Genomic DNA, 18,299 nt, shown 5'->3' on the forward strand with positions numbered 1-18,299 from the left:
ACGGCGCACATAAAACCTCAGTTCCCGGATACGGCACTGTGGCCGCGACCTCCATCGCATAGGCGGACTTGCCTCCGAACCCAGACGCAAGCTGCTTGCCGTTCCGGTGGATTGAACCAGGCCGCTTCCATGGCGCACTTCTCTCTGCTCCGTGCATCCGGCTTTCCGACCTTCGGGCCAGCTTCGCCGTTTGCCACCGCATCTGCGGTGGCGTGGACTCGCAAAGAGAAGGAACCCGGGTGCCGCGCGCGTCCGAAACCGCTTTGTTCCTTGCGATAACGAAACATCCCTCGCCCGCAGGAGCCGCAGGGCCGGATGTTCCGCGCAGCCTCTCAACCAAGCCGCTGGAACACAAGGCCATGCCGCAACGGCTCAGCCACCCAGTGGTCTATCAGCAGAAAAGCAAACAGCGCCATCAGGTAAATGATGGAGTACTTGAACACCCGCATCGCGAAGAACTCGTCCGGCGGCCTCAGCAGGCGGATCGCGTAGTATAGAAAGCCCACCCCCAGCACCACCGCGCCGCCAAGGTAGAGCCAGCCGCTGTACCCGGTGATCGCCGGCAGCAGGGTCACCAGCACCAGCAGCACGGTGTAGAACAGCACCTGCCAGCGCGTGTAGGCCACGCCGTGGGTCACCGGCAACATCGGCACGCCGGCGCGCGCGTAATCCTCGCGGCGGAAGATCGCCAGCGCCCAGAAGTGCGGCGGTGTCCATACGAAGATGATCAGGCACAACTGCAGCGCGAACGGATGCAGCGCACCGGTGACTGCCGTCCAGCCCAGCACCGGCGGGATCGCACCCGCGAGGCCGCCGATCACGATGTTCTGCGGCGTGGCGCGCTTGAGATAGGCCGTATACACCAGCGCGTAGCCGATCAGGCCGCCAAAGGTGAGCCACGCCGTGAGGCCGTTCACCAGCAGCGCCAGCACCAGCATCGAGACGATACCCATCGCGATGGCGAACACCAGCACCTGCCAAGGCTTGAGATGGCCGGTGGCCAGCGGCCGTCGTGCGGTGCGCGTCATCAGCTTGTCGATGCGCTGATCGATCAGGTGGTTGAATGCCGCGGCCGAACCGGAAGCCAGCCAGATCCCCAGCGTGCCCCATACCAGCGCGCGCCAGGGCGGAATCCCCGGCACCGCGAGGAACATGCCGATCACCGCACAGAACACCAGCAGCGCGACCACGCGCGGCTTGGTCAGCTGCAGGTATTCGCCCAGCATGCTCATGCCAGCACTCCGCGCAGGTCAGGCTGGCGTTGCGTGCGCGCCAATGCCGCCACCAGGGTGAACAGCAGCAGCGCCGCCATGCCATTGTGCGCGGTCGCCACCGGCAGCGGCAGGCCGAAGTGCACGTTGCTGATGCCCAGCAGAACCTGGCAGACCAGCGCGACGCCCACCGCGATGCCATACCAGCGCAAGCCCCGCCGCGCGAGCTTGTGCGACAGCCAGCCGAGGTAGCAGAACACCACCAGCGCACCGATGCGATGAACCATCTGGATCGCGGTGCGCGCGTCCTGGTCGAGAATGCCGCCTTCGAAATTCACGCCGATGCCGCGCCAGAGGATGAAGCCCTGATGGTAGTCGCCATGCGGCCACCATTGACCCAGGCACTGCGGGAAAGCCGCGTCGCCGAAACCGCAGGCCAGCGCCGCGTAGTTCGACGACGTCCAGCCACCCAGTGCGATCTGGCAGGCCAGCAGCACGATGCCCAAGATCACCAGTCTGCGCAGGCCGACCAACGCATCATCAGCCGCACCCACCCCGGCAAAACGCACCGCTGCATAGCCCAGCAACGCGAACGTGGTCATGCCGCCCAGAAGATGGCCGGTCACCACGACAGGCTTCAGCAACAGGGTCACGGTCCACATCCCCAGCATGGCCTGGAAGATGATGACGGCCAGCGCAAGCACGATGATCCGCTGCGCACCACTGCCGCGCAGACGCCATGCGCCCAGCGTCGGCGACATGATCGCCAGGGCGGACAACGACGCCGATACCACGTAATCGCCACGCATGTACAGCGTCACGCCTATCGCCGCACATACGGCGCCCGCGATCACCTTCACGCGCGTACTGCGGTCGCGCCAGGAAATGACCAGCGCCAGTCCCAGCACCAGTACGCCCAGCGTGCCGGCCAGCATGCGGTGCACCTGTTCACGCCAGGCCTTGTGCGCCTCGTAGGGGCGGTTCGGGAACGCGGCGTCGGCCTGTGCCACCGCCTGCGCATGCTGCGGCCAGGTCGCCTCGCCGTAGCAGGTGGGCCAATCCGGACAGGACAGGCCGGCATTGGACAGGCGCACGAAAGCGCCGAACATCACCAGACCGAACGCGAACACGGCCGCCAGCACCGACAGCCAGCGCAGCATCTTTCCCACTTGCAACGACATCACTTGATGACCTTCTGCATATCCTGGAGCAGCCCGGAGGCGTCGAAGCCGGCAGGATAACTCGCCAGCGCCGTGCCATCGGATTCCACCAGCAGAGCGCCCACGCTGTCCGGCTCGCCCGGACGCCATGGCGCCAGCTTGCCGCCCACGTCCTCGCCGATCTTCCAGTAGTTCGCCATGCCCTCGCGCTGCCGCGCATCGGCAGGCGGCGTCCCCACGTACAACAGGCGCAACCGCGACTGGTTGCGGTTGAGCATCACGCGCGCCTTGGCCATGGCGGTCAGCGCGCCATAGCAGCGCGCGGCGCAATCGGGCCCGGGCAGCGCGACGAGGGTCAGCCTCGGCTCGCTGTCGCGCCATGCCCACGTGCTCCCATCGGCGAGACGCACAGGCACCTGCTCTTGCGCGAAGTTGCGCTGCGGCCTGACCGGCAGGCCATTGCCCTTTGCGGTTGGTTGCCAACCGGCCAGTGTGAGCACCATCGCCAGCACAAAGGGGGCGGCGAAAATCGAAGCGACCAGCAACAGCTTCAGGCGGCTCTTGCGCAGCGCGACGGGATCGACAGCATTCATCGGAACACGCTCTAAGTCAGGAACGGCGCGAACCGCGCTTGCGGTTCAGCGCCAACAGAATCACCACCACGGCGATGGCGAAGGAAAACCACTGGAACGCATAGGCGCGATGCCGTGCCGGCGGCATGTCGCCGAAATCCAGCGCATGCACGCGCACGTAGATCGAGGACGGATCGGCATCCAGTGCCAGCACGCGCGGGTACAGCTTGTCGCCCAGATCGCCCGCAACCTGGTCAAGATCGAGATAGATCGTCGTCTTCGGCCACTGCGTCTGCCGCGGCAATGCATTGCCGCCCATCTCGATGCCGTGCCCCGGCGGAGGCAGGTACAGGCCGCGCAGGCTTTGCTCGTCTTGCGGCAACGGCGGCAGCTGCGGTGTTGCGGCGGTGCCGTTGCCGGGCAGGAAGCCGAGATCCACCAATAGCAGACGATCGCCGCCTTGCGGCTGGAACGGCACATAGACCTCGACGCCACCGAGATCGTCGTGCTTCGGGTTGTCGAGGAGATAGGTGCGATTCGCGAGATAGCGCCCCCGCACCTGCACGCGGGGATAGGCGTCCGGCGGCGGTTGCAGCGCCACCAGATCGAATTCCTGCGGAGCGGCCACGGCAGCCGCGGCATAGCGTCGCAGCAGGTCGTCCTTGAACTCGGCGCGATGCAATTGCCAGAAGCCCAGCCGCACGAAAAGCACCGTCGCGGCAACAGTGAGCGCAATGGCCCACCACGGTGGACGGCGAAACCCGACTAGCACGATGCGAGCGCCCCGGTCGCTATACTCGATGCAACAGAATCGACCGGATCAATCACGTGGGCCCCATCTACAAATACGCGGTGGTGGTGGTGTTGCTGGTGGTGATTTTCAGCCTCGGCCAAGCCTTGTACTACATGATGACCGACAAGCACGACGACAAGCGCATGGCCTGGGCGCTGACGCGCCGCATCGCACTCTCGCTGCTGCTGATCGGCATGGTCGTGTTCGGCATCTGGATGGGCTGGCTGCAACCGCACGACGTGGGCCAGTGATTGTAGCTGCCCAGGCACCGCCTGTTTCCCCGCAACACGAAGAAGCCCGCCAATTGGCGGGCTTCCTGTATTCGAACTCGATCCGTGGCGAGGCTTCTCATGAAGAGTCCGGCCATGGACGGTCGGTTTTTGATCTTCGCCCTCCGCGACACGATGTCGCATGAAGTCAAAACAGTCAGGCCATGGATGTCCGGCTTTTGACTTTCGCTCTCCGCGACAGGATGTCGCGTCAAATCACAGGATGTAGACGAACAGGAACAGGCCCAGCCACACCACGTCCACGAAGTGCCAGTACCACGCCACGGCCTCGAAGCCGAAGTGGTGTTCCTTGTTGAAGTGGCCCTTCAGCACGCGGCACCAGATCACCGCCAGCATGATCGTGCCCAGCGTCACATGCAGGCCGTGGAAACCGGTGAGCATGAAGAAGGTGGAACCGTACACGCCGGAATGCAGGGTGAGATTGAGTTCCTTATACGCCTCCATGTACTCGTGCGCCTGGCAATACAGGAAGGTGGCGCCCAGCAGCACGGTGAGGCCGAGGAACAGCAGGATCCTGCCGCGGTGGCCGGCACGCAGCGCGTGGTGCGCGATGGTCACGGTGACGCTGGAAGTGAGCAGGATCAGCGTGTTCAACAGCGGCAGGCCCCACGGCTGCACCACGCTGAAGGCGCCCCCGACGTGCAGCGGGCCATTGCCACCTGCCACGCCCCACGAGCCGCTGTAGGCTTCGTAAAGGTACTGATGGGTGAGCACACCGTGCCCCTCGCCGCCCAGCCACGGCACCGAGAAGTTGCGGATGTAGAACAGCGCGCCGAAGAAAGCGCCGAAGAACATCACCTCGGAGAAGATGAACCACATCATGCCCATGCGGAACGAGGTGTCCACCTGGTGGTTGTAGTTGCCGGCCAGCGACTCCTTGATGACCGAGCGGAACCACCCGAAGAACATGCCGAGGACGCCGACCGCGCCGATGGCGATCACCGTCTTGCCGAAACCGGTATCACCCGGCTCCGCATTCAACCAGTGCGCCGCGCCGAACACGGTGAGGAACATCACCACCGCGGCCACGATGGGCCACTGGCTCTTGCTCGGTACGTAGTAGACGTCGTGCTGCTGGGACATGCTGAGACTCCGTGGAGTTTCCCGTGAAGCGGCAAAACCGCGACCGCTTCACCCAATGTGGCGGTGAACCGCCGCGACTACTTCATCAACAAAATTTGCACGAACGGCAACAGGAAGAACGCGCCGACCACGATGGCCAGCACCAGCACGGTGCGGCGCACGCCGTGGCGATGCTTCGGCCCGAGTTGTCCGTTTGCTGCTTGGCTGGTCATGTGCCTGTGCCTCCCGCGTCAATCGTCCACGTGGCCGTGCGCGAGCTCTTCGTCGCGCACCACCGGCGGCACTTCGAACGTGTGGTGCGGCGCCGGTGACGGCACCGTCCACTCCAGGCCCTTGGCGCCTTCCCACACGCGGTCGGCGGCCTTCTTCCTGGCGAAGAAGGCGCAGTGCACCACCACGCCCAGGAAGATCAGCTGCGATGCGCCGAACAGGAAGCCGCCGATCGAGCTGATCATGTTGAAATTGGCGAACGCAACGTTGTAGTCGGGGATGCGGCGCGGCATGCCGGCCAGGCCCAGGAAGTGCTGCGGGAAGAACAGCACGTTCACGAACACCACGCTGCACCAGAAATGCACCTTGCCCCAGAACTCGTTGTACATGTGGCCGGTCCATTTCGGCAGCCAGTAGTACGTGCCGCCCATGATCGCGAAGGCCGCGCCGGTCACCAGCACGTAGTGGAAGTGCGCCACCACGAAGTAGGTGTCGTGGTACTGGAAGTCGGCGGGCACCAGCGCCAGCATCAGGCCGGAGAAGCCGCCGATGGTGAACAGGATGATGAAGGCGACGGCGAACAGCATCGGCGTCTCGAAGGTCATCGAGCCGCCCCACATCGTCGCCACCCAGTTGAACACCTTCACGCCGGTCGGTACCGCGATCAGCATCGTGGCGTACATGAAGAAGATATCCGCGCCCAGCGGCAGGCCCACCGCGAACATGTGGTGCGCCCACACGATGAACGACAGGAAGGCGATGCAGGCGATCGCGTACACCATCGCGCGGTAGCCGAAGATCGGCTTGCGCGCGAAGGTCGGCACGATTTCCGAGATGATCCCGAACGCGGGCAGGATCATGATGTACACCTCGGGGTGGCCAAAGAACCAGAACACGTGCTGGTACAGCACGGGGTCGCCGCCACCGCCCGGGTTGAAGAAGCTGGTACCGAAATACTTGTCGGTGAGCAGCATGGTCACCGCGCCGGCCAGCACCGGCATCACCGCGATCAGCAGGAACGCGGTGATCAGCCAGCTCCATACGAACACTGGCATCTTCAGGAGATCCATGCCTGGCGCGCGCATGTTGAGGATGGTGGCGATGATGTTGATCGCACCCATGATCGAACTGATGCCCATCAGATGGATCGCGAACACCACGTAGGCCAGCGAGCTGCTCTGCAGCGACAGCGGGGGATACATCGTCCAGCCGCCGGCCGGGCCACCGCCGGGCAGGAACAGCGTGGACAGCATCAGCGCGAAGGCGAACGGCAGGATCCAGAACGAGAGATTGTTCATGCGCGGCAGCGCCATGTCCGGCGCGCCGATCATCAACGGGATCATCCAGTTACCCAGGCCCACGAAGGCCGGCATGATCGCGCCGAAGATCATCACCAGCGCATGCATGGTGGTCATCTCGTTGAAGAAGTACGGCTGCACCAGGTCCAGCCCCGGCTTGAACAGCTCGGCGCGTATCACCATCGCGAAGCTGCCGCCGATGAAGAACATCGTCAACGAAAAGACGAGGTACAGCGTGCCGATGTCCTTGTGGTTGGTGGACATCACCCAGCGCTGGAAGAAGCCCTGCGGCGCGTGGTGGTGGTCGTGGTGATCGTGGGTGGCTTCGTGGGCCATTGCGCACCTCTGCCTTAAGTCTGTCGATGGCGCGACCGCGGGCGGCCGCTCTCCGGAATAGGGATGCTTTCGCGGTGGATCAGCCGTGGCCGGCCGGCGCGGCGGCGGTGGAGGCGGCTGCCGGCGTTGCGGCCGGAGCCGGCGCATTCGCCTGTTCCTGCGCCGCCAGCCACTTGTTGAAATCCTCCTGCGAAACAGCCTTCACCACGATGGGCATGAAGCCGTGGTCCTGGCCGCACAGCTCGGCGCACTGGCCACGGTAGGTGCCAGCCTCGTTGATATTGGTCCAAGCCGAATTGACGATGCCCGGGATGGCATCCATCTTCCAGCCGAACGCGGGCACCCACCACGAGTGGATCACGTCCTCGCTGGTGATGACGAAGCGGATCTTGGTGTGGATCGGCAGCACCAGCGGTTTGTCCACGTTGAGCAGGTAGGTGTTCTCGTTACCGGTCTTCACCGCGTACGGATCCATGCCCGAGCCCAGCTGGCGGGTCTTGTCGGAAAGCTCGTCGAGTCGGGACATGAAGCCGACCTTGCTGACCGGCTTGCCCTGGTAATCGACGTAGTCGTAGCGCCATTTCCACTGGTAGCCGGTGACCTTGATCGTCATCTGCGCGCCGGTGGTGTCCGCGAACGAGACCAGTCCGCCGGTGGCCATCCACGCCAGCGCCATCAGGATCAGCACCGGGATCGCCGTCCAGATGATCTCGACCGTGGTGTTGTGGGACCACTTTTCCGGTACCGCGCCGCGCGATTTGCGGAAGCGGAACATGGCGATGAACATCGCGCCGAACACCACGATGCCGATGACGACGCAGACGCCGAGGGCGACGTTGTTGAGGAAATACGGCTCGCCCGACCAGGTGGTCACGCCGCGCGTCATGTTGAGCTGCCCCGGTTCGGGGTTGGCCTGCGCGATGCCGGCGCACAGCGCCAGCATGGGCGCCAAGGCCGCCGCGACGGCGCGCTTGATGCCCAGCCCGCGGCCCGGTTCGGCCCCGTCAGTCCTGATGCTGCCAGATGTCATGCTCTCGCCCTTTGTTGAACCTATCCGCGCAGCTGGCCGTTGACCTCGCCCAGCAGCAGCTTGAGTTTCCGCAACAGCTCGACACGTTCCTGTTCGGCAAGGAACCCGCCGATTTCCAGCTCGCGCCCGTGCGACGACAGCAGCAGGCGATGACATCCGTTATCCCCTTCGTCCAACCGCACGCGCACCCAGCAGGACTGGAAACGCACGCAGCGGCGCCCCGGCAGCGACTGCACCACCAGCGACCTTTCGTCGAGGATGATGCGCTCGCCGCGGCGGCCGACCCGCCAGGCCACGCGCAAGGCGACAGCCACGGCAGCCGACTCGACCAGGGCGAACAGCGGGGCGAACACATTCCCCACCCACGCACCCAGAACGGCGACAGCCAGCGCCAGCACCACCAGAAGCATGATGAGCCGACGCAGCCCGCGCCGGCTGAGCGTGCGATTGGGCCTAAGCCATATCGACACGCGGGGCAAGCCGGCGGCGGCTGGTCGTAGCACGATCATGGAGATCCGGCGTGCCAAGAGCGCTTCGATGATAGGTCGCAATGGCCGCAAGGGGCAAGAATGCCGCAGGCGCCTGAGCCGAACCGGTTTTGCCGGCACCGTTTGCCGACATGCGCCTTAGGTCTCGCGTTCGAAGGTCCGCAGGCCCGGTTGCGGCGGCGCGGCGGCGCACGGCGTACAATCCCGCGTTCTGTTTCGCCTCTTCCCACCGCATCGACCCTGCCGTGACCCAACCCATTCTCAGCCCCGAACTCCCCGCCGGCGCCGAGCCGGCCCGCGCGCGCATCACCGCCGCGTGGCTGCGCGACGAAACCGAAGCGGTCAACGACCTGCTCGCCCAGGCCACCCTGCCACCCGCCGAGCGCGAGCAGGTGATCGACGTCGCCGCCGGCCTGGTGACCCGCGTGCGCGTGCGCGCCAAGGACCAGAGCGCGGTCGAATCCTTCATGCGCCAGTACGATCTTTCCTCCGAGGAAGGCGTGCTGCTGATGTGCGTGGCGGAAGCGCTGCTGCGCATTCCCGACAAGGCCACTGCCGACAAGCTGATCCGCGACAAGCTGGGCGACGCGGACTGGAAGAAGCATCTCGGCCAGAGCGAGTCGCTGTTCGTCAACGCCAGCACCTGGGGCCTGATGCTCACCGGCCACCTGGTGAACCTGGCCGAGGAAACCCGCCGCGACTTCACCGGCGCATTGAAGCGCCTCGCCGGCCGCGCTGGCGAGCCGGCAATCCGCCTCGCCGTGCGCCAGGCCATGCGCATCATGGGCCACCAGTTCGTGATGGGGCAGACCATCGACGAGGCGCTGGACCGCTGCGCGAAGAAGGAATACGCGGTGTACCGCTATTCCTACGACATGCTGGGCGAATCCGCGCTCACCAGCGAGACCGCCGAGCGCTACCAGGAAGACTACCGCCGCGCCATCGCGCGCATCGGCGCGCGCGGCCCGTTCGCCAATCACACCGACGCGCCGTCGATCTCGGTGAAGTTGTCCGCGCTGCATCCGCGCTACGAAGTGGCCAAGCGCGAGATCGCCCGCCGCGACCTCACCGCCAAGCTGCTGGAGCTGTCGCAGCTGGCGATGAAGCAAGGCATCGCGCTATCGGTGGACGCCGAGGAGGCCGACCGTCTCGAACTCTCGCTGGACATCATCGGCGACGTGTTCGTGCATCCCTCGCTGCAGGGCTGGAACGGCCTGGGCATCGTGGTGCAGGCGTACTCCAAGCGCACGCCGTTCGTGATCGACTGGCTGATCGAGACCGCCCGCGCCGCCAATCGCCGCTGGTACGTGCGCCTGGTCAAGGGCGCCTACTGGGACGCCGAGATCAAGCGCGCACAGGAACAGGGCCTGGCCGGCTACCCGCTGTACACGCGCAAGCCGAACACCGACGTGTCTTACCTCGCCTGCGCGCGCAAGCTGTTCGACGCCGGCAGCGAACTGATCTATCCGCAGTTCGCCACCCACAACGCGCACAGCATCGCCGCCGTGCATCACGTCGCGCGCGGCCGTCCGTTCGAGTTCCAGCGTCTGCACGGCATGGGCACCGACCTGTACGCGGAAGTGATCGGCCCGCAGAACCTCAACGTGCCCTGCCGCGTGTACGCGCCGGTGGGCACGCACGAGGACCTGCTGCCCTACCTGGTGCGCCGCCTCCTGGAAAACGGCGCCAATACCAGCTTCGTCAACCGCGTGGTGGACGAGACGCTGCCGGTGCGCGAGCTGGTGGCCGATCCCTGCGAAACGGTGCGCCGCTTCGCTTCCATTCCCCATCCGCGCATCCCGCTGCCGGTCAATCTCTTTGGTGAGCTTCGGAAGAATTCCATGGGCATCAACTTCTCCAACGACAACGAACTGAAGGCCACCGCCGAAGCCGTCAACGGCAAGTCCGGCCCCTGGAACGCCGAACCGCTGGTGCCGGGCGGCAAGGGCAATGGCCCCACCGTGCAGGTGACCAACCCGGCCGACCGCCGCCAGAACGTGGGCAGCTACATCAGCGCCGACGCCGCACTGGTGGACAAGGCACTGGCCAACGCCGTCGCCGCCCAGCCCGCTTGGGACCGCCTGCCGGCGGCCAGCCGCGCCGCCATCCTCGAACACGCAGCGGAACAGCTCGAAGCGCGCCGCGCCGAATTCATCGCGTTGTGCGTGCGCGAAGCCGGCAAGAGCCTGCCCGACGCCATCGCCGAGATCCGCGAGGCGGCCGACTTCCTGCGCTACTACGCCACCATGGCGCGCCGCCTGTTCGGTCATCCGGAACAACTCCCGGGACCAACCGGCGAGAGCAACCAGTTGTTCCTCAACGGTCGCGGCGTATTCGTCTGCATCAGCCCGTGGAACTTCCCACTGGCGATCTTCCTCGGCCAGGTGAGCGCCGCGCTTGCCGCCGGCAACAGCGTGATCGCCAAGCCCGCCGAGCAGACCAGCCTGATCGGCTACGCCGCGGTGAAGCTGCTGCACGAAGCGGGCGTGCCCGAGGCCGTGCTGCAGTACCTGCCCGGCGACGGCGCCGTGGTCGGCGCCGCGCTGACCAAGGACCCGCGCGTGGCCGGTGTCGCCTTCACCGGCTCCACCGAAACCGCCTGGGCGATCAACCGCGCGCTCGCCGCGCGCAACGCGCCGATCGCCGCGCTGATCGCCGAGACCGGCGGCCAAAACGCGATGATCGCCGACTCCTCCGCACTGCCCGAACAGATCGTCAAGGACGTGATCGCCTCTGCCTTCCAGTCCGCCGGCCAACGCTGCTCCGCGGCGCGCGTGCTGTTCGTGCAGGAAGACATCGCCGACAAGGTGATCGGCATGCTTGCCGGCGCGATGGCCGAGCTGAAGGTGGGCGATCCGGGCCAGCTCTCGACTGACGTCGGCCCGGTGATCGACGAGGACGCGCGCAAGATCCTCGTCGACCACGCCGCACGCATGGACAAGGAAGCGAAGAAGATCGGCGAAGTGCCGCTCGACCCGGCTGCCACCGCCAACGGCACCTTCTTCGCACCGCGCGCCTACGAAATACCGGCGCTTGCCACCCTCACGCGCGAAGTGTTCGGCCCCGTGCTGCACGTGCTGCGCTGGAAGGGCAGCGAACTGCCGCAGGTGGTGGAGCAGATCAACGCCACCGGCTACGGTCTCACGCTGGGCGTGCACAGCCGCATCGACGACACCGTGGAATACATCCGCAGCCACGCCCGCGTCGGCAACTGCTACGTCAACCGCAACCAGATCGGCGCGGTGGTCGGCGTGCAGCCGTTCGGCGGCGAGTCGCTGTCCGGCACCGGCCCCAAGGCCGGCGGCCCGCACTACCTGCTGCGCTTCGCCGGCGAGCGCACGCTCACCGTCAACACCACGGCGGCCGGCGGCAACGCCTCGTTGCTGACCATCGGCGAATAACGCTATCCCCTCGCTCTCGACCGTGTTGAGAGCGAGGGGAATTCTGCGTCGCCCGATTTCCGTATTAGCCTCGCGGCTCCACATCCATAGGGAACCGCGATGTCCCGTCCGCCTGCAACCATCTGTCTGCTGGCCAGCCTGTTCGTCGGCACTACGGCCTACGCGCAAACTGCGGCTCAGAAGCAGCAACTGATTTCCGCCCTGGTGTTGCCCAGCGACGCGAAAATCAGTCTCCTCGACAGCAGCGGCAAACCTATCAGCTACGACGACTTCATGCGTCAGGCGCGCGCTCCCGGCGCATCGTTCTCCAAGTCCGTCAATGCGCAATCCGAGGTCGTGCTGCGCATCAACTCCGCCCATCAGGCACCGGCGCCCAATACGCTATCGCTCAAGCTCAAACCGGGCGAGGCACTCCCCGCCTTCGACCTGCGTACCGCGCAAGGCCAGCGCGTGACCAATGCGGACTTCAAGGGCCATTACACCTTGCTCAGCTTCTACTTCGCCGACTGCATCCCGTGCATCGCCGAGGTACCCACGTTAAACGCGCTGGCGAAGCAACACAAAGACTTCAAGCTGCTCACAGTGACCTACGAGTCACGCGACACCGCGCTGACGTTCGCCAAACAGCGCAAGCTGCAAGTTTCCAGCCTGGTGGATGCCCAAGCGTGGATCGACGCGCTCGGTATCTCGACCTATCCGGCCCTGCTGCTGATCGATCCGCAAGGCCATCTGGTCGCCGCCACGGTCAGTACTGCGCTGGCCACCCAGGCCAATCACGATATCCCCACGGCCAACGAAATCACGCGATGGGTGAATCAGTACCGCAAGCCGTAACGCGACGCTGATCGAAACGGTGCGCCGCAACGTGCGGTGCGCCGTCCATCCGGCGCACGCCGATCATTTCATCAAGAATGATCTCATCAGGATTTGCGGCAACAGCACACTCAGCGACCCTTTGCTTTCTTCCTGACGGCTGGCGTCGCCGTCCTGCGACGCGGTGAGCGGGGCGACGGTGTGCCCGCGGCCTGCATGCGATGCGCGTTGAGGATGGCGGGAATCAGGCCGGGAAAGCGCTGCTCGATTTCTGCGCAGCGCGTGGTGTTGTGCATTTCCACACCGGACCGTTCGCTGCGGACCAGGCCCGCTTCGCGCAGCACGCGGAAGTGCTGCGACAGCGAGGATTTGGGGATGACGCGGTCGCCGGCCTGCTGGAACGCGGTACAGGCCGCGGCGCAGTCCAGGCCTGCCAGCCTGGCGTAGATCGACGCGCGCGACGGAGTCGGACAGCGCGTGGAGTATGCCCTCCACGGTGACGTCGTCGATCGATGGATGGAACAGCGGACGCATGGCGGCATTTTACCCGCCCCTTGACGATTGGTTCCATAGTTCATATATCTTGAACTACGGAATTTAAGAACCCGGACCATCCCCCACTCGCCACACTCGCAGGAACCCACCATGAGCAAGCTCCAAGGCAAGACCGCCCTCGTCACGGGCGCATCCAAGGGCATCGGCGCCGCCATCGCGAAGGCACTTGCCGCCGCAGGCGCCGCCGTCGCCGTGAACTACGCCTCCAGCAAGGCCGGCGCCGACGCCGTGGTAGCCGAGATCACCGCGGCCGGCGGCAAGGCGTTCGCCGTGCAGGGCGACGTTTCGAAGGGCGCCGATGCGCGGGCCATCGTCGCGCAGACGGTCGAGCGTTTCGGTCGCCTCGACATCCTGGTCAACAACTCGGGCGTCTACGAGTTCGCGCCGATCGAGGCCATCACCGAAGAGCACTACCGCAGGCAGTTCGATGTCAACGTGCTGGGCCTGCTGCTGACCACGCAGGCGGCGGAAAAGCACCTCGGCCAGGGCGCCAGCATCATCAACATAGGCTCGCTGGTCAGCCGTATCACGCCACCGGGTTCGGCGGTGTACACCGCCACCAAGTCGGCGGTGGAAGGCATCACCGGTGCGCTGGCACGGGAACTGGGCCCGCGCGGCATCCGCGTCAACGCCCTGAATCCGGGCATCGTGGAGACCGAAGGCACCCATAGCGCCGGCTTCATCGGTTCGGAGTTCGAGACCCATGCCGTGGCACAGACGCCGCTGGGTCGCATCGGCCAGCCGCAGGACATTGCCTCGATCGCCGTTTTCCTGGCCTCCGGCGACGCAGGCTGGCTGACCGGCGAGAAGCTCTACGCTGGCGGCGGCCTGCGCTGAACCACCCACGCGACAGGGAGACATCCCGACGCTGACCACGCCGTGGATGCTCCCCTGCCAACGCAGGATCGAAACGGCTTCACGGCCGGTCGCTTGCGCAATGCACAAGCGACCGGCCGCGCAGACGTGCTAGAAAGTCCGGATCGCGGGCCGCCTTGGCCTGGCTGCGTCGGAGCATCGGCACCATGGCACGTCCCGCCGGCATGATCGGCTTCCATTCCAGCGCGCACGCCACGCAAGTGACGGACGATCCGCGCTACACCGCGGCGGAATTTCCCACCAACAAGCTGCTCTATCTGACGCAACTCGCCGATGGCTGCGGCGTGGACAGTCGCTCGTGGTTCGGCGGCCTGGGCCTGAACCGCGCGCAGATCGCCGATCCGGCGCTGCGCGTTTCCTACCGGCAGGCCAGCCTGTTCGTGCATCGCGCACTCACGGCGCTGGGCGCGGCGGGCGTGCGCGACGCGGGGCTGCGCATCGGCCGCGAGGGCACCGTCGGCGGCTTCGGCCTGCTGGGGCTGGCGATGATGACCTCCCGCACCTTCGGCGAGGCGATGCAGTCGGGCATCCGCTACCACAAGATCTGCGGCTGCCTGCTCGACCTCGCGTTCGAGCCAGTGGACGAACATGCCGTGGCGATGGTCGCGCTGCCTCTGTTCGACGACGCCAGCCTGCTGCCGTTCTTCTGTGAGGAGCTGTTCGCCAGCTCGACGCTGATCGCGCGCGAGCTGGTCGGCACCGAGCTGCGTCCGCTGCGGCTGGAGCTGGCCTACCCGCGCCCGGACCACGCCGACGAGTACGCGCAGCTGTTCGGCTGCGAGCTGCGCTTCGACGCGCCGCGCTGCCGGCTGCTGATCGGCACGGAGTGGCTGGCCCATCCGCTGCCCGGCTACAACCCGCTCACCGCGCAGCAGGCGTTGGCGCTGTGCGCGCAGCAACGCACGCCGGATGGCGGGGAACCGCACCAGGAAATCGTCGCCGCGGTAGAACGCCTGCTGCGCAGCCAGTTGCGCCAGCAGCCCACGCTCAACGAGGTGGCCCGCACGCTCAACCTCAGCGAACGCTCGCTGCGCCGCCGGCTCACCGAGAGCGGCCGCGTGTTCCGCGAGATCCACGACCGCGTGCGCGCCGAACGCGCGCTGCAACTGCTGCAGGGCGGCGACCTGAGCGTGGCCGAGATCGGCGGCGAGGTGGGTTTCAGCGATCCGCGCGAATTCCGCCGCGCGTTCAAGCGCTGGACCGGCATGGCGCCGCAGGAAGCGCGGCGCGCCGCGGCCTGAAATTTCTGCTCGTCATTCCAGCGCAGGCCGGAATCCAGTGACGATTGGTATCGGGAACTGCATGAGTAACGATCAGGACGATCCCTTGTGCCTCGTATTCATTCCGGCACTGGTTGCGCTGCTCTACAAGGCAGAACAGACGAAGGGTGCTCCGCTTACAGAGGATCAAGTGATCGCTATCCGAGATCATGCCAACTGCGTAGCTCTCCCTTACAGCATGGCCATCTCAGGCGAAAAAACGCGCGGCTATCCCGACATCGTTGCAGAGAACTGTTGGGCAGAATGGCAATCGGCGCGGAAGCAACTTTTCTGCCTCGAATAAACGTGATCGCTACTGGATCCCGGCTTGCGCCGGGATGGCAAGCCTTTAAGCAAAGAGTGGACCTCCGCCCCGCACACTGGCCGCTTTGCCCCCCATGCCCTGGCCGTTTTACCCTCCCCAACCGCAACGTGTTGCGGGACAGTGACGGCATCCGCAATGCCGTTCGAATGGGGAGTTCAACGATCATGCGCAAGACGCTCATCGCCGCCACACTCGTCGCCGTACTCGCCGGGTGCAGCAGCCAGCAGGCACCCGCACCGCAGAATGCGACCGACGCCAGCTTCGAATCGAAGCTGCAGGAACAGCTTCTGGACGCCAAGCCTGGCACGGTGATCGACATCCCCGCTGGCCATTACCACCTCACGCGCGGACTCAGCCTGCGCACCGACGGCGTCACCATCAAGGGTGCCGGCAAGGACCAGACCGTGCTCTCGTTCAAGGGCCAGGTGGTCGGCCCCGAAGGCCTGCTGGTGAACGCCAACGACTTCACCATCGAGAACCTCACGATCGAGGACACCAAGGGCGATGCGCTGAAGATCAACCATGGCAAGAACATCACCATCCATGGCGTGCGCACGCAGTGGACGGACGGTTCGCAGACCAGCAACGGCCCGTACGGCATCTACCCGGTGAAGACGCAGAACGTGCTGATCGAGGATTCGGAAGCCATCGGCGCGTCCGACTCGGGCATCTACGTGGGCCAGTCCAACAACGTGATCGTGCGCAACAACCGCGCCGAACAGAACGTGGCCGGCATCGAGATCGAGAACACGGTGAACGCCGACGTGTACGGCAACACCGCCACCAACAACTCCGGCGGCATCCTGGTGTTCAACATGCCCGACCTGCTGATGGAAGGCAGCGGCACGCGCGTGTTCAAGAACCACGTGGTCGCCAACAATCACGACAACTTCGCGGCGAACGGTTCGGCGGTGGCCAGCGTTCCGGCAGGCTCGGGCGTGGTGGTGAACTCCAACCCGAAGGTGGAGATCTTCGACAACGACATCGCCGACAACAAGACGGCGAACATCATCGTGTCCAGCTTCTACTCCACCAACTACGCGAGCAAGACCGGCGTGGCCGCCGACTACGACCCATACCCCAAGGGTATCTTCATCTACGGCAACCGCCTCAAGGGCGGCGGCGACTCGCCCAGCGGGCTGGATTTCAAGACGCTGAAGATCGCGATGTTCGGCATCGGCGGCCACTTCCCCGACGTGCTGTGGGACGGCTACAGCGACCCGAAATTCACCGACAAGACGCTGCCGCCGCAGGACCGCATCTGCATCCAGGACGTCAGCGGCGTGGTCGATGCCGACGGTCCCGATGGCTACAAGCATCCGAACACCGACATGAAGCCGTTCCAGTGCACGATCGACAAACTCCCGGCCGTGACGCTCAACCCCGAGCCGAAGCTCTGAGGCCGCGATGGTGAAGTCCGCGAAACATGCCGCGCTGCTGGCACTGCTTCTGTTGTCCGGCTGCCATCGCGGCTTGCCGCCGGCGGAATTCCATGCCGACGGCAAGCCGGCCAAGCTCAGCGACTGGCACATGGTCGAGGCCCGCGACGGCAGGCTGGAACTCAACGCCGGCGTGGTGCCGTACAACCTCAACACGCCGCTGTTCACCGACTACGTGCACAAGCTGCGCACGGTGTGGATGCCCAAGGGGGTGTCTGCGAAATACGACGCGAAGAACACCTTCGACTTCCCGGTCGGCACCGTCGTCACCAAGACCTTCTATTACCCGCGCGCTGCCGACGGCAAGTTCAGCGACGTGGCGCGCACGCTGGACTACTCCGGCGACTTCGTCGGCCAGGACTTGAACCTGGCCAGCGTGCACCTGGTGGAAACCCGCCTGCTGGTGCGCCGCAAGGACGGCTGGACGCCGTTCGTCTACGTGTGGAACAAGGAGCAGACCGAGGCCACGCTGGTGCGTACCGGCGACGTGCAGGCGCTCACCCTCGTCGGCGCGCAGGACCAGCGCGAGGACTTCAACTACGTGGTGCCCGACGAAGGCCAGTGCGTGAACTGCCACGAGGCCGACATGATCGGCCGCAGCATCCTGCCGATCGGCCCCAAGGCGCGGAACATGAACCGCGAGTACGACTACGGCAGCGGCCGCGAGAACCAGCTGGAGCACCTGGTCGCGATGGGCTACCTGATGGACATGCCCAAGCTGGCCGACGTGCCGAAGGCCGCCGACTGGCGCGATCCCAGCGCTACGCTCGATGCCCGCGCGCGCGCTTGGCTCGACGTCAACTGCGCGATGTGCCACAACCCGAACGGCGAGGCCAGCGTCACCGGCTTCTCGCTCGGCGCGGACGTGCCGGAAGACCACCACCTCGGCATCTGCAAGTCGCCAGAGGCAGCCGGTCCGGCCACCGGAGGGCGCCTGTTCGACATCGTGCCCGGCAAGCCGGACGACTCGATCATCATGAACCGCATCGGCTCCACCCGGCCCGGCACGATGATGCCGGAGATCGGCCGCAGCACCGTGGATCGCGAGGGCGAGGCGCTGATCCGCGCCTGGATTCTTTCGCTCAAGGGGAACTGCGACATCGTGCATTGAGCACGGCCGCAGCGGACGAAAACTTCCGGCGCGGTCACCGCGCCATGCA

18 protein-coding genes are annotated in these 18,299 nt (G+C 65.6%); 8 read left to right on the forward strand and 10 right to left on the reverse strand.

What is annotated here, in order from left to right; translation table 11 throughout:
* Positions 1-332: 332 nt before the first annotated feature.
* The 4 genes from cyoE to IHE49_RS05300 are packed head-to-tail and all read right to left on the reverse strand — an operon-like array spanning position 333 to position 3,715.
* Complete coding sequence (gene cyoE, locus IHE49_RS05285) at positions 333-1,232, reverse strand: heme o synthase (RefSeq protein ID WP_192155648.1); 900 nt, start codon at positions 1,230-1,232, stop codon at positions 333-335.
* Positions 1,229-2,392, reverse strand: a complete 1,164-nt coding sequence (locus tag IHE49_RS05290; protein WP_192155650.1) for a COX15/CtaA family protein — start codon at positions 2,390-2,392, stop codon at positions 1,229-1,231. The genes cyoE and IHE49_RS05290 overlap by 4 nt, the downstream gene beginning before the upstream one ends.
* Positions 2,392-2,964 (reverse strand): hypothetical protein, encoded by a 573-nt coding sequence (locus tag IHE49_RS05295; protein ID WP_192155652.1) that lies wholly within the window; start codon positions 2,962-2,964, stop codon positions 2,392-2,394. The genes IHE49_RS05290 and IHE49_RS05295 overlap by 1 nt, the downstream gene beginning before the upstream one ends.
* A gap of 16 nt (positions 2,965-2,980) precedes the next feature.
* Complete coding sequence (locus IHE49_RS05300; protein ID WP_192155654.1) at positions 2,981-3,715, reverse strand: SURF1 family protein; 735 nt, start codon at positions 3,713-3,715, stop codon at positions 2,981-2,983.
* A 56-nt stretch (positions 3,716-3,771) separates the two neighbouring features.
* Here IHE49_RS05300 and IHE49_RS05305 point away from each other — a divergent pair, with 56 nt between their 5' ends.
* The gene (locus IHE49_RS05305) at positions 3,772-3,987 is read left to right on the forward strand and encodes a twin transmembrane helix small protein (RefSeq protein WP_192107600.1); all 216 of its coding nucleotides are present in this window, start codon (positions 3,772-3,774) and stop codon (positions 3,985-3,987) included.
* A gap of 234 nt (positions 3,988-4,221) precedes the next feature.
* Here the strand turns inward: IHE49_RS05305 and IHE49_RS05310 are convergent, their stop codons facing one another.
* The 5 genes from IHE49_RS05310 to IHE49_RS05325 all read right to left on the reverse strand — a co-directional run bounded on the left by IHE49_RS05310 (position 4,222) and on the right by IHE49_RS05325 (position 8,492).
* Positions 4,222-5,109, reverse strand: coding sequence for a cytochrome c oxidase subunit 3 (locus IHE49_RS05310; protein ID WP_192155656.1), 888 nt, complete (start codon positions 5,107-5,109; stop codon positions 4,222-4,224).
* A 77-nt stretch (positions 5,110-5,186) separates the two neighbouring features.
* The gene (locus IHE49_RS18580) at positions 5,187-5,321 is read right to left on the reverse strand and encodes a hypothetical protein (RefSeq protein ID WP_255523410.1); all 135 of its coding nucleotides are present in this window, start codon (positions 5,319-5,321) and stop codon (positions 5,187-5,189) included.
* Positions 5,322-5,339: 18 nt separating this feature from the next.
* Complete coding sequence (gene ctaD / locus IHE49_RS05315; RefSeq protein WP_192155658.1) at positions 5,340-6,953, reverse strand: cytochrome c oxidase subunit I; 1,614 nt, start codon at positions 6,951-6,953, stop codon at positions 5,340-5,342.
* A gap of 79 nt (positions 6,954-7,032) precedes the next feature.
* Positions 7,033-7,896, reverse strand: coding sequence for a cytochrome c oxidase subunit II (gene coxB / locus IHE49_RS05320; RefSeq protein WP_192156078.1), 864 nt, complete (start codon positions 7,894-7,896; stop codon positions 7,033-7,035).
* A gap of 107 nt (positions 7,897-8,003) precedes the next feature.
* Positions 8,004-8,492, reverse strand: a complete 489-nt coding sequence (locus IHE49_RS05325; protein WP_192155660.1) for a DUF2244 domain-containing protein — start codon at positions 8,490-8,492, stop codon at positions 8,004-8,006.
* 224 nt (positions 8,493-8,716) lie between these two features.
* Here IHE49_RS05325 and putA point away from each other — a divergent pair, with 224 nt between their 5' ends.
* Together putA and IHE49_RS05335 are read left to right on the forward strand one after the other, a co-directional pair.
* A complete protein-coding gene (gene putA / locus IHE49_RS05330; protein ID WP_192155662.1) occupies positions 8,717-11,872 on the forward strand; it encodes a bifunctional proline dehydrogenase/L-glutamate gamma-semialdehyde dehydrogenase PutA in 3,156 nt (1,051 codons plus the stop codon).
* 99 nt (positions 11,873-11,971) lie between these two features.
* Complete coding sequence (locus tag IHE49_RS05335) at positions 11,972-12,706, forward strand: TlpA disulfide reductase family protein (RefSeq protein ID WP_192155664.1); 735 nt, start codon at positions 11,972-11,974, stop codon at positions 12,704-12,706.
* Between the two features lie 110 nt (positions 12,707-12,816).
* Here IHE49_RS05335 and IHE49_RS05340 read toward each other — a convergent pair whose 3' ends face one another.
* Positions 12,817-13,332, reverse strand: coding sequence for a helix-turn-helix domain-containing protein (locus IHE49_RS05340; protein ID WP_225578200.1), 516 nt, complete (start codon positions 13,330-13,332; stop codon positions 12,817-12,819).
* Here IHE49_RS05340 and IHE49_RS05345 point away from each other — a divergent pair.
* The 5 genes from IHE49_RS05345 to IHE49_RS05365 all read left to right on the forward strand — a co-directional run bounded on the left by IHE49_RS05345 (position 13,331) and on the right by IHE49_RS05365 (position 18,250).
* On the forward strand, positions 13,331-14,077 hold the full coding sequence (locus tag IHE49_RS05345; RefSeq protein WP_192155666.1) for a glucose 1-dehydrogenase: 747 nt from the start codon (positions 13,331-13,333) through the stop codon (positions 14,075-14,077). The two genes, IHE49_RS05340 and IHE49_RS05345, sit on opposite strands and share 2 nt — an antisense overlap.
* Positions 14,078-14,262: 185 nt before the next feature.
* Positions 14,263-15,357 (forward strand): AraC family transcriptional regulator, encoded by a 1,095-nt coding sequence (locus IHE49_RS05350; protein ID WP_192155668.1) that lies wholly within the window; start codon positions 14,263-14,265, stop codon positions 15,355-15,357.
* Positions 15,358-15,418: 61 nt separating this feature from the next.
* Entirely contained in the window at positions 15,419-15,679 is a 261-nt protein-coding gene (locus tag IHE49_RS05355; RefSeq protein ID WP_192155670.1) for a hypothetical protein, read from the forward strand.
* 185 nt (positions 15,680-15,864) lie between these two features.
* Complete coding sequence (locus tag IHE49_RS05360; protein WP_192155671.1) at positions 15,865-17,100, forward strand: parallel beta-helix domain-containing protein; 1,236 nt, start codon at positions 15,865-15,867, stop codon at positions 17,098-17,100.
* Positions 17,101-17,107: 7 nt separating this feature from the next.
* The gene (locus IHE49_RS05365) at positions 17,108-18,250 is read left to right on the forward strand and encodes an SO2930 family diheme c-type cytochrome (protein ID WP_192155673.1); all 1,143 of its coding nucleotides are present in this window, start codon (positions 17,108-17,110) and stop codon (positions 18,248-18,250) included.
* The last annotated feature ends 49 nt before the right edge of the window (positions 18,251-18,299 follow it).

This window comes from Rhodanobacter sp. 7MK24, assembly GCF_014842995.1.
Classification (GTDB): domain Bacteria; phylum Pseudomonadota; class Gammaproteobacteria; order Xanthomonadales; family Rhodanobacteraceae; genus Rhodanobacter_A.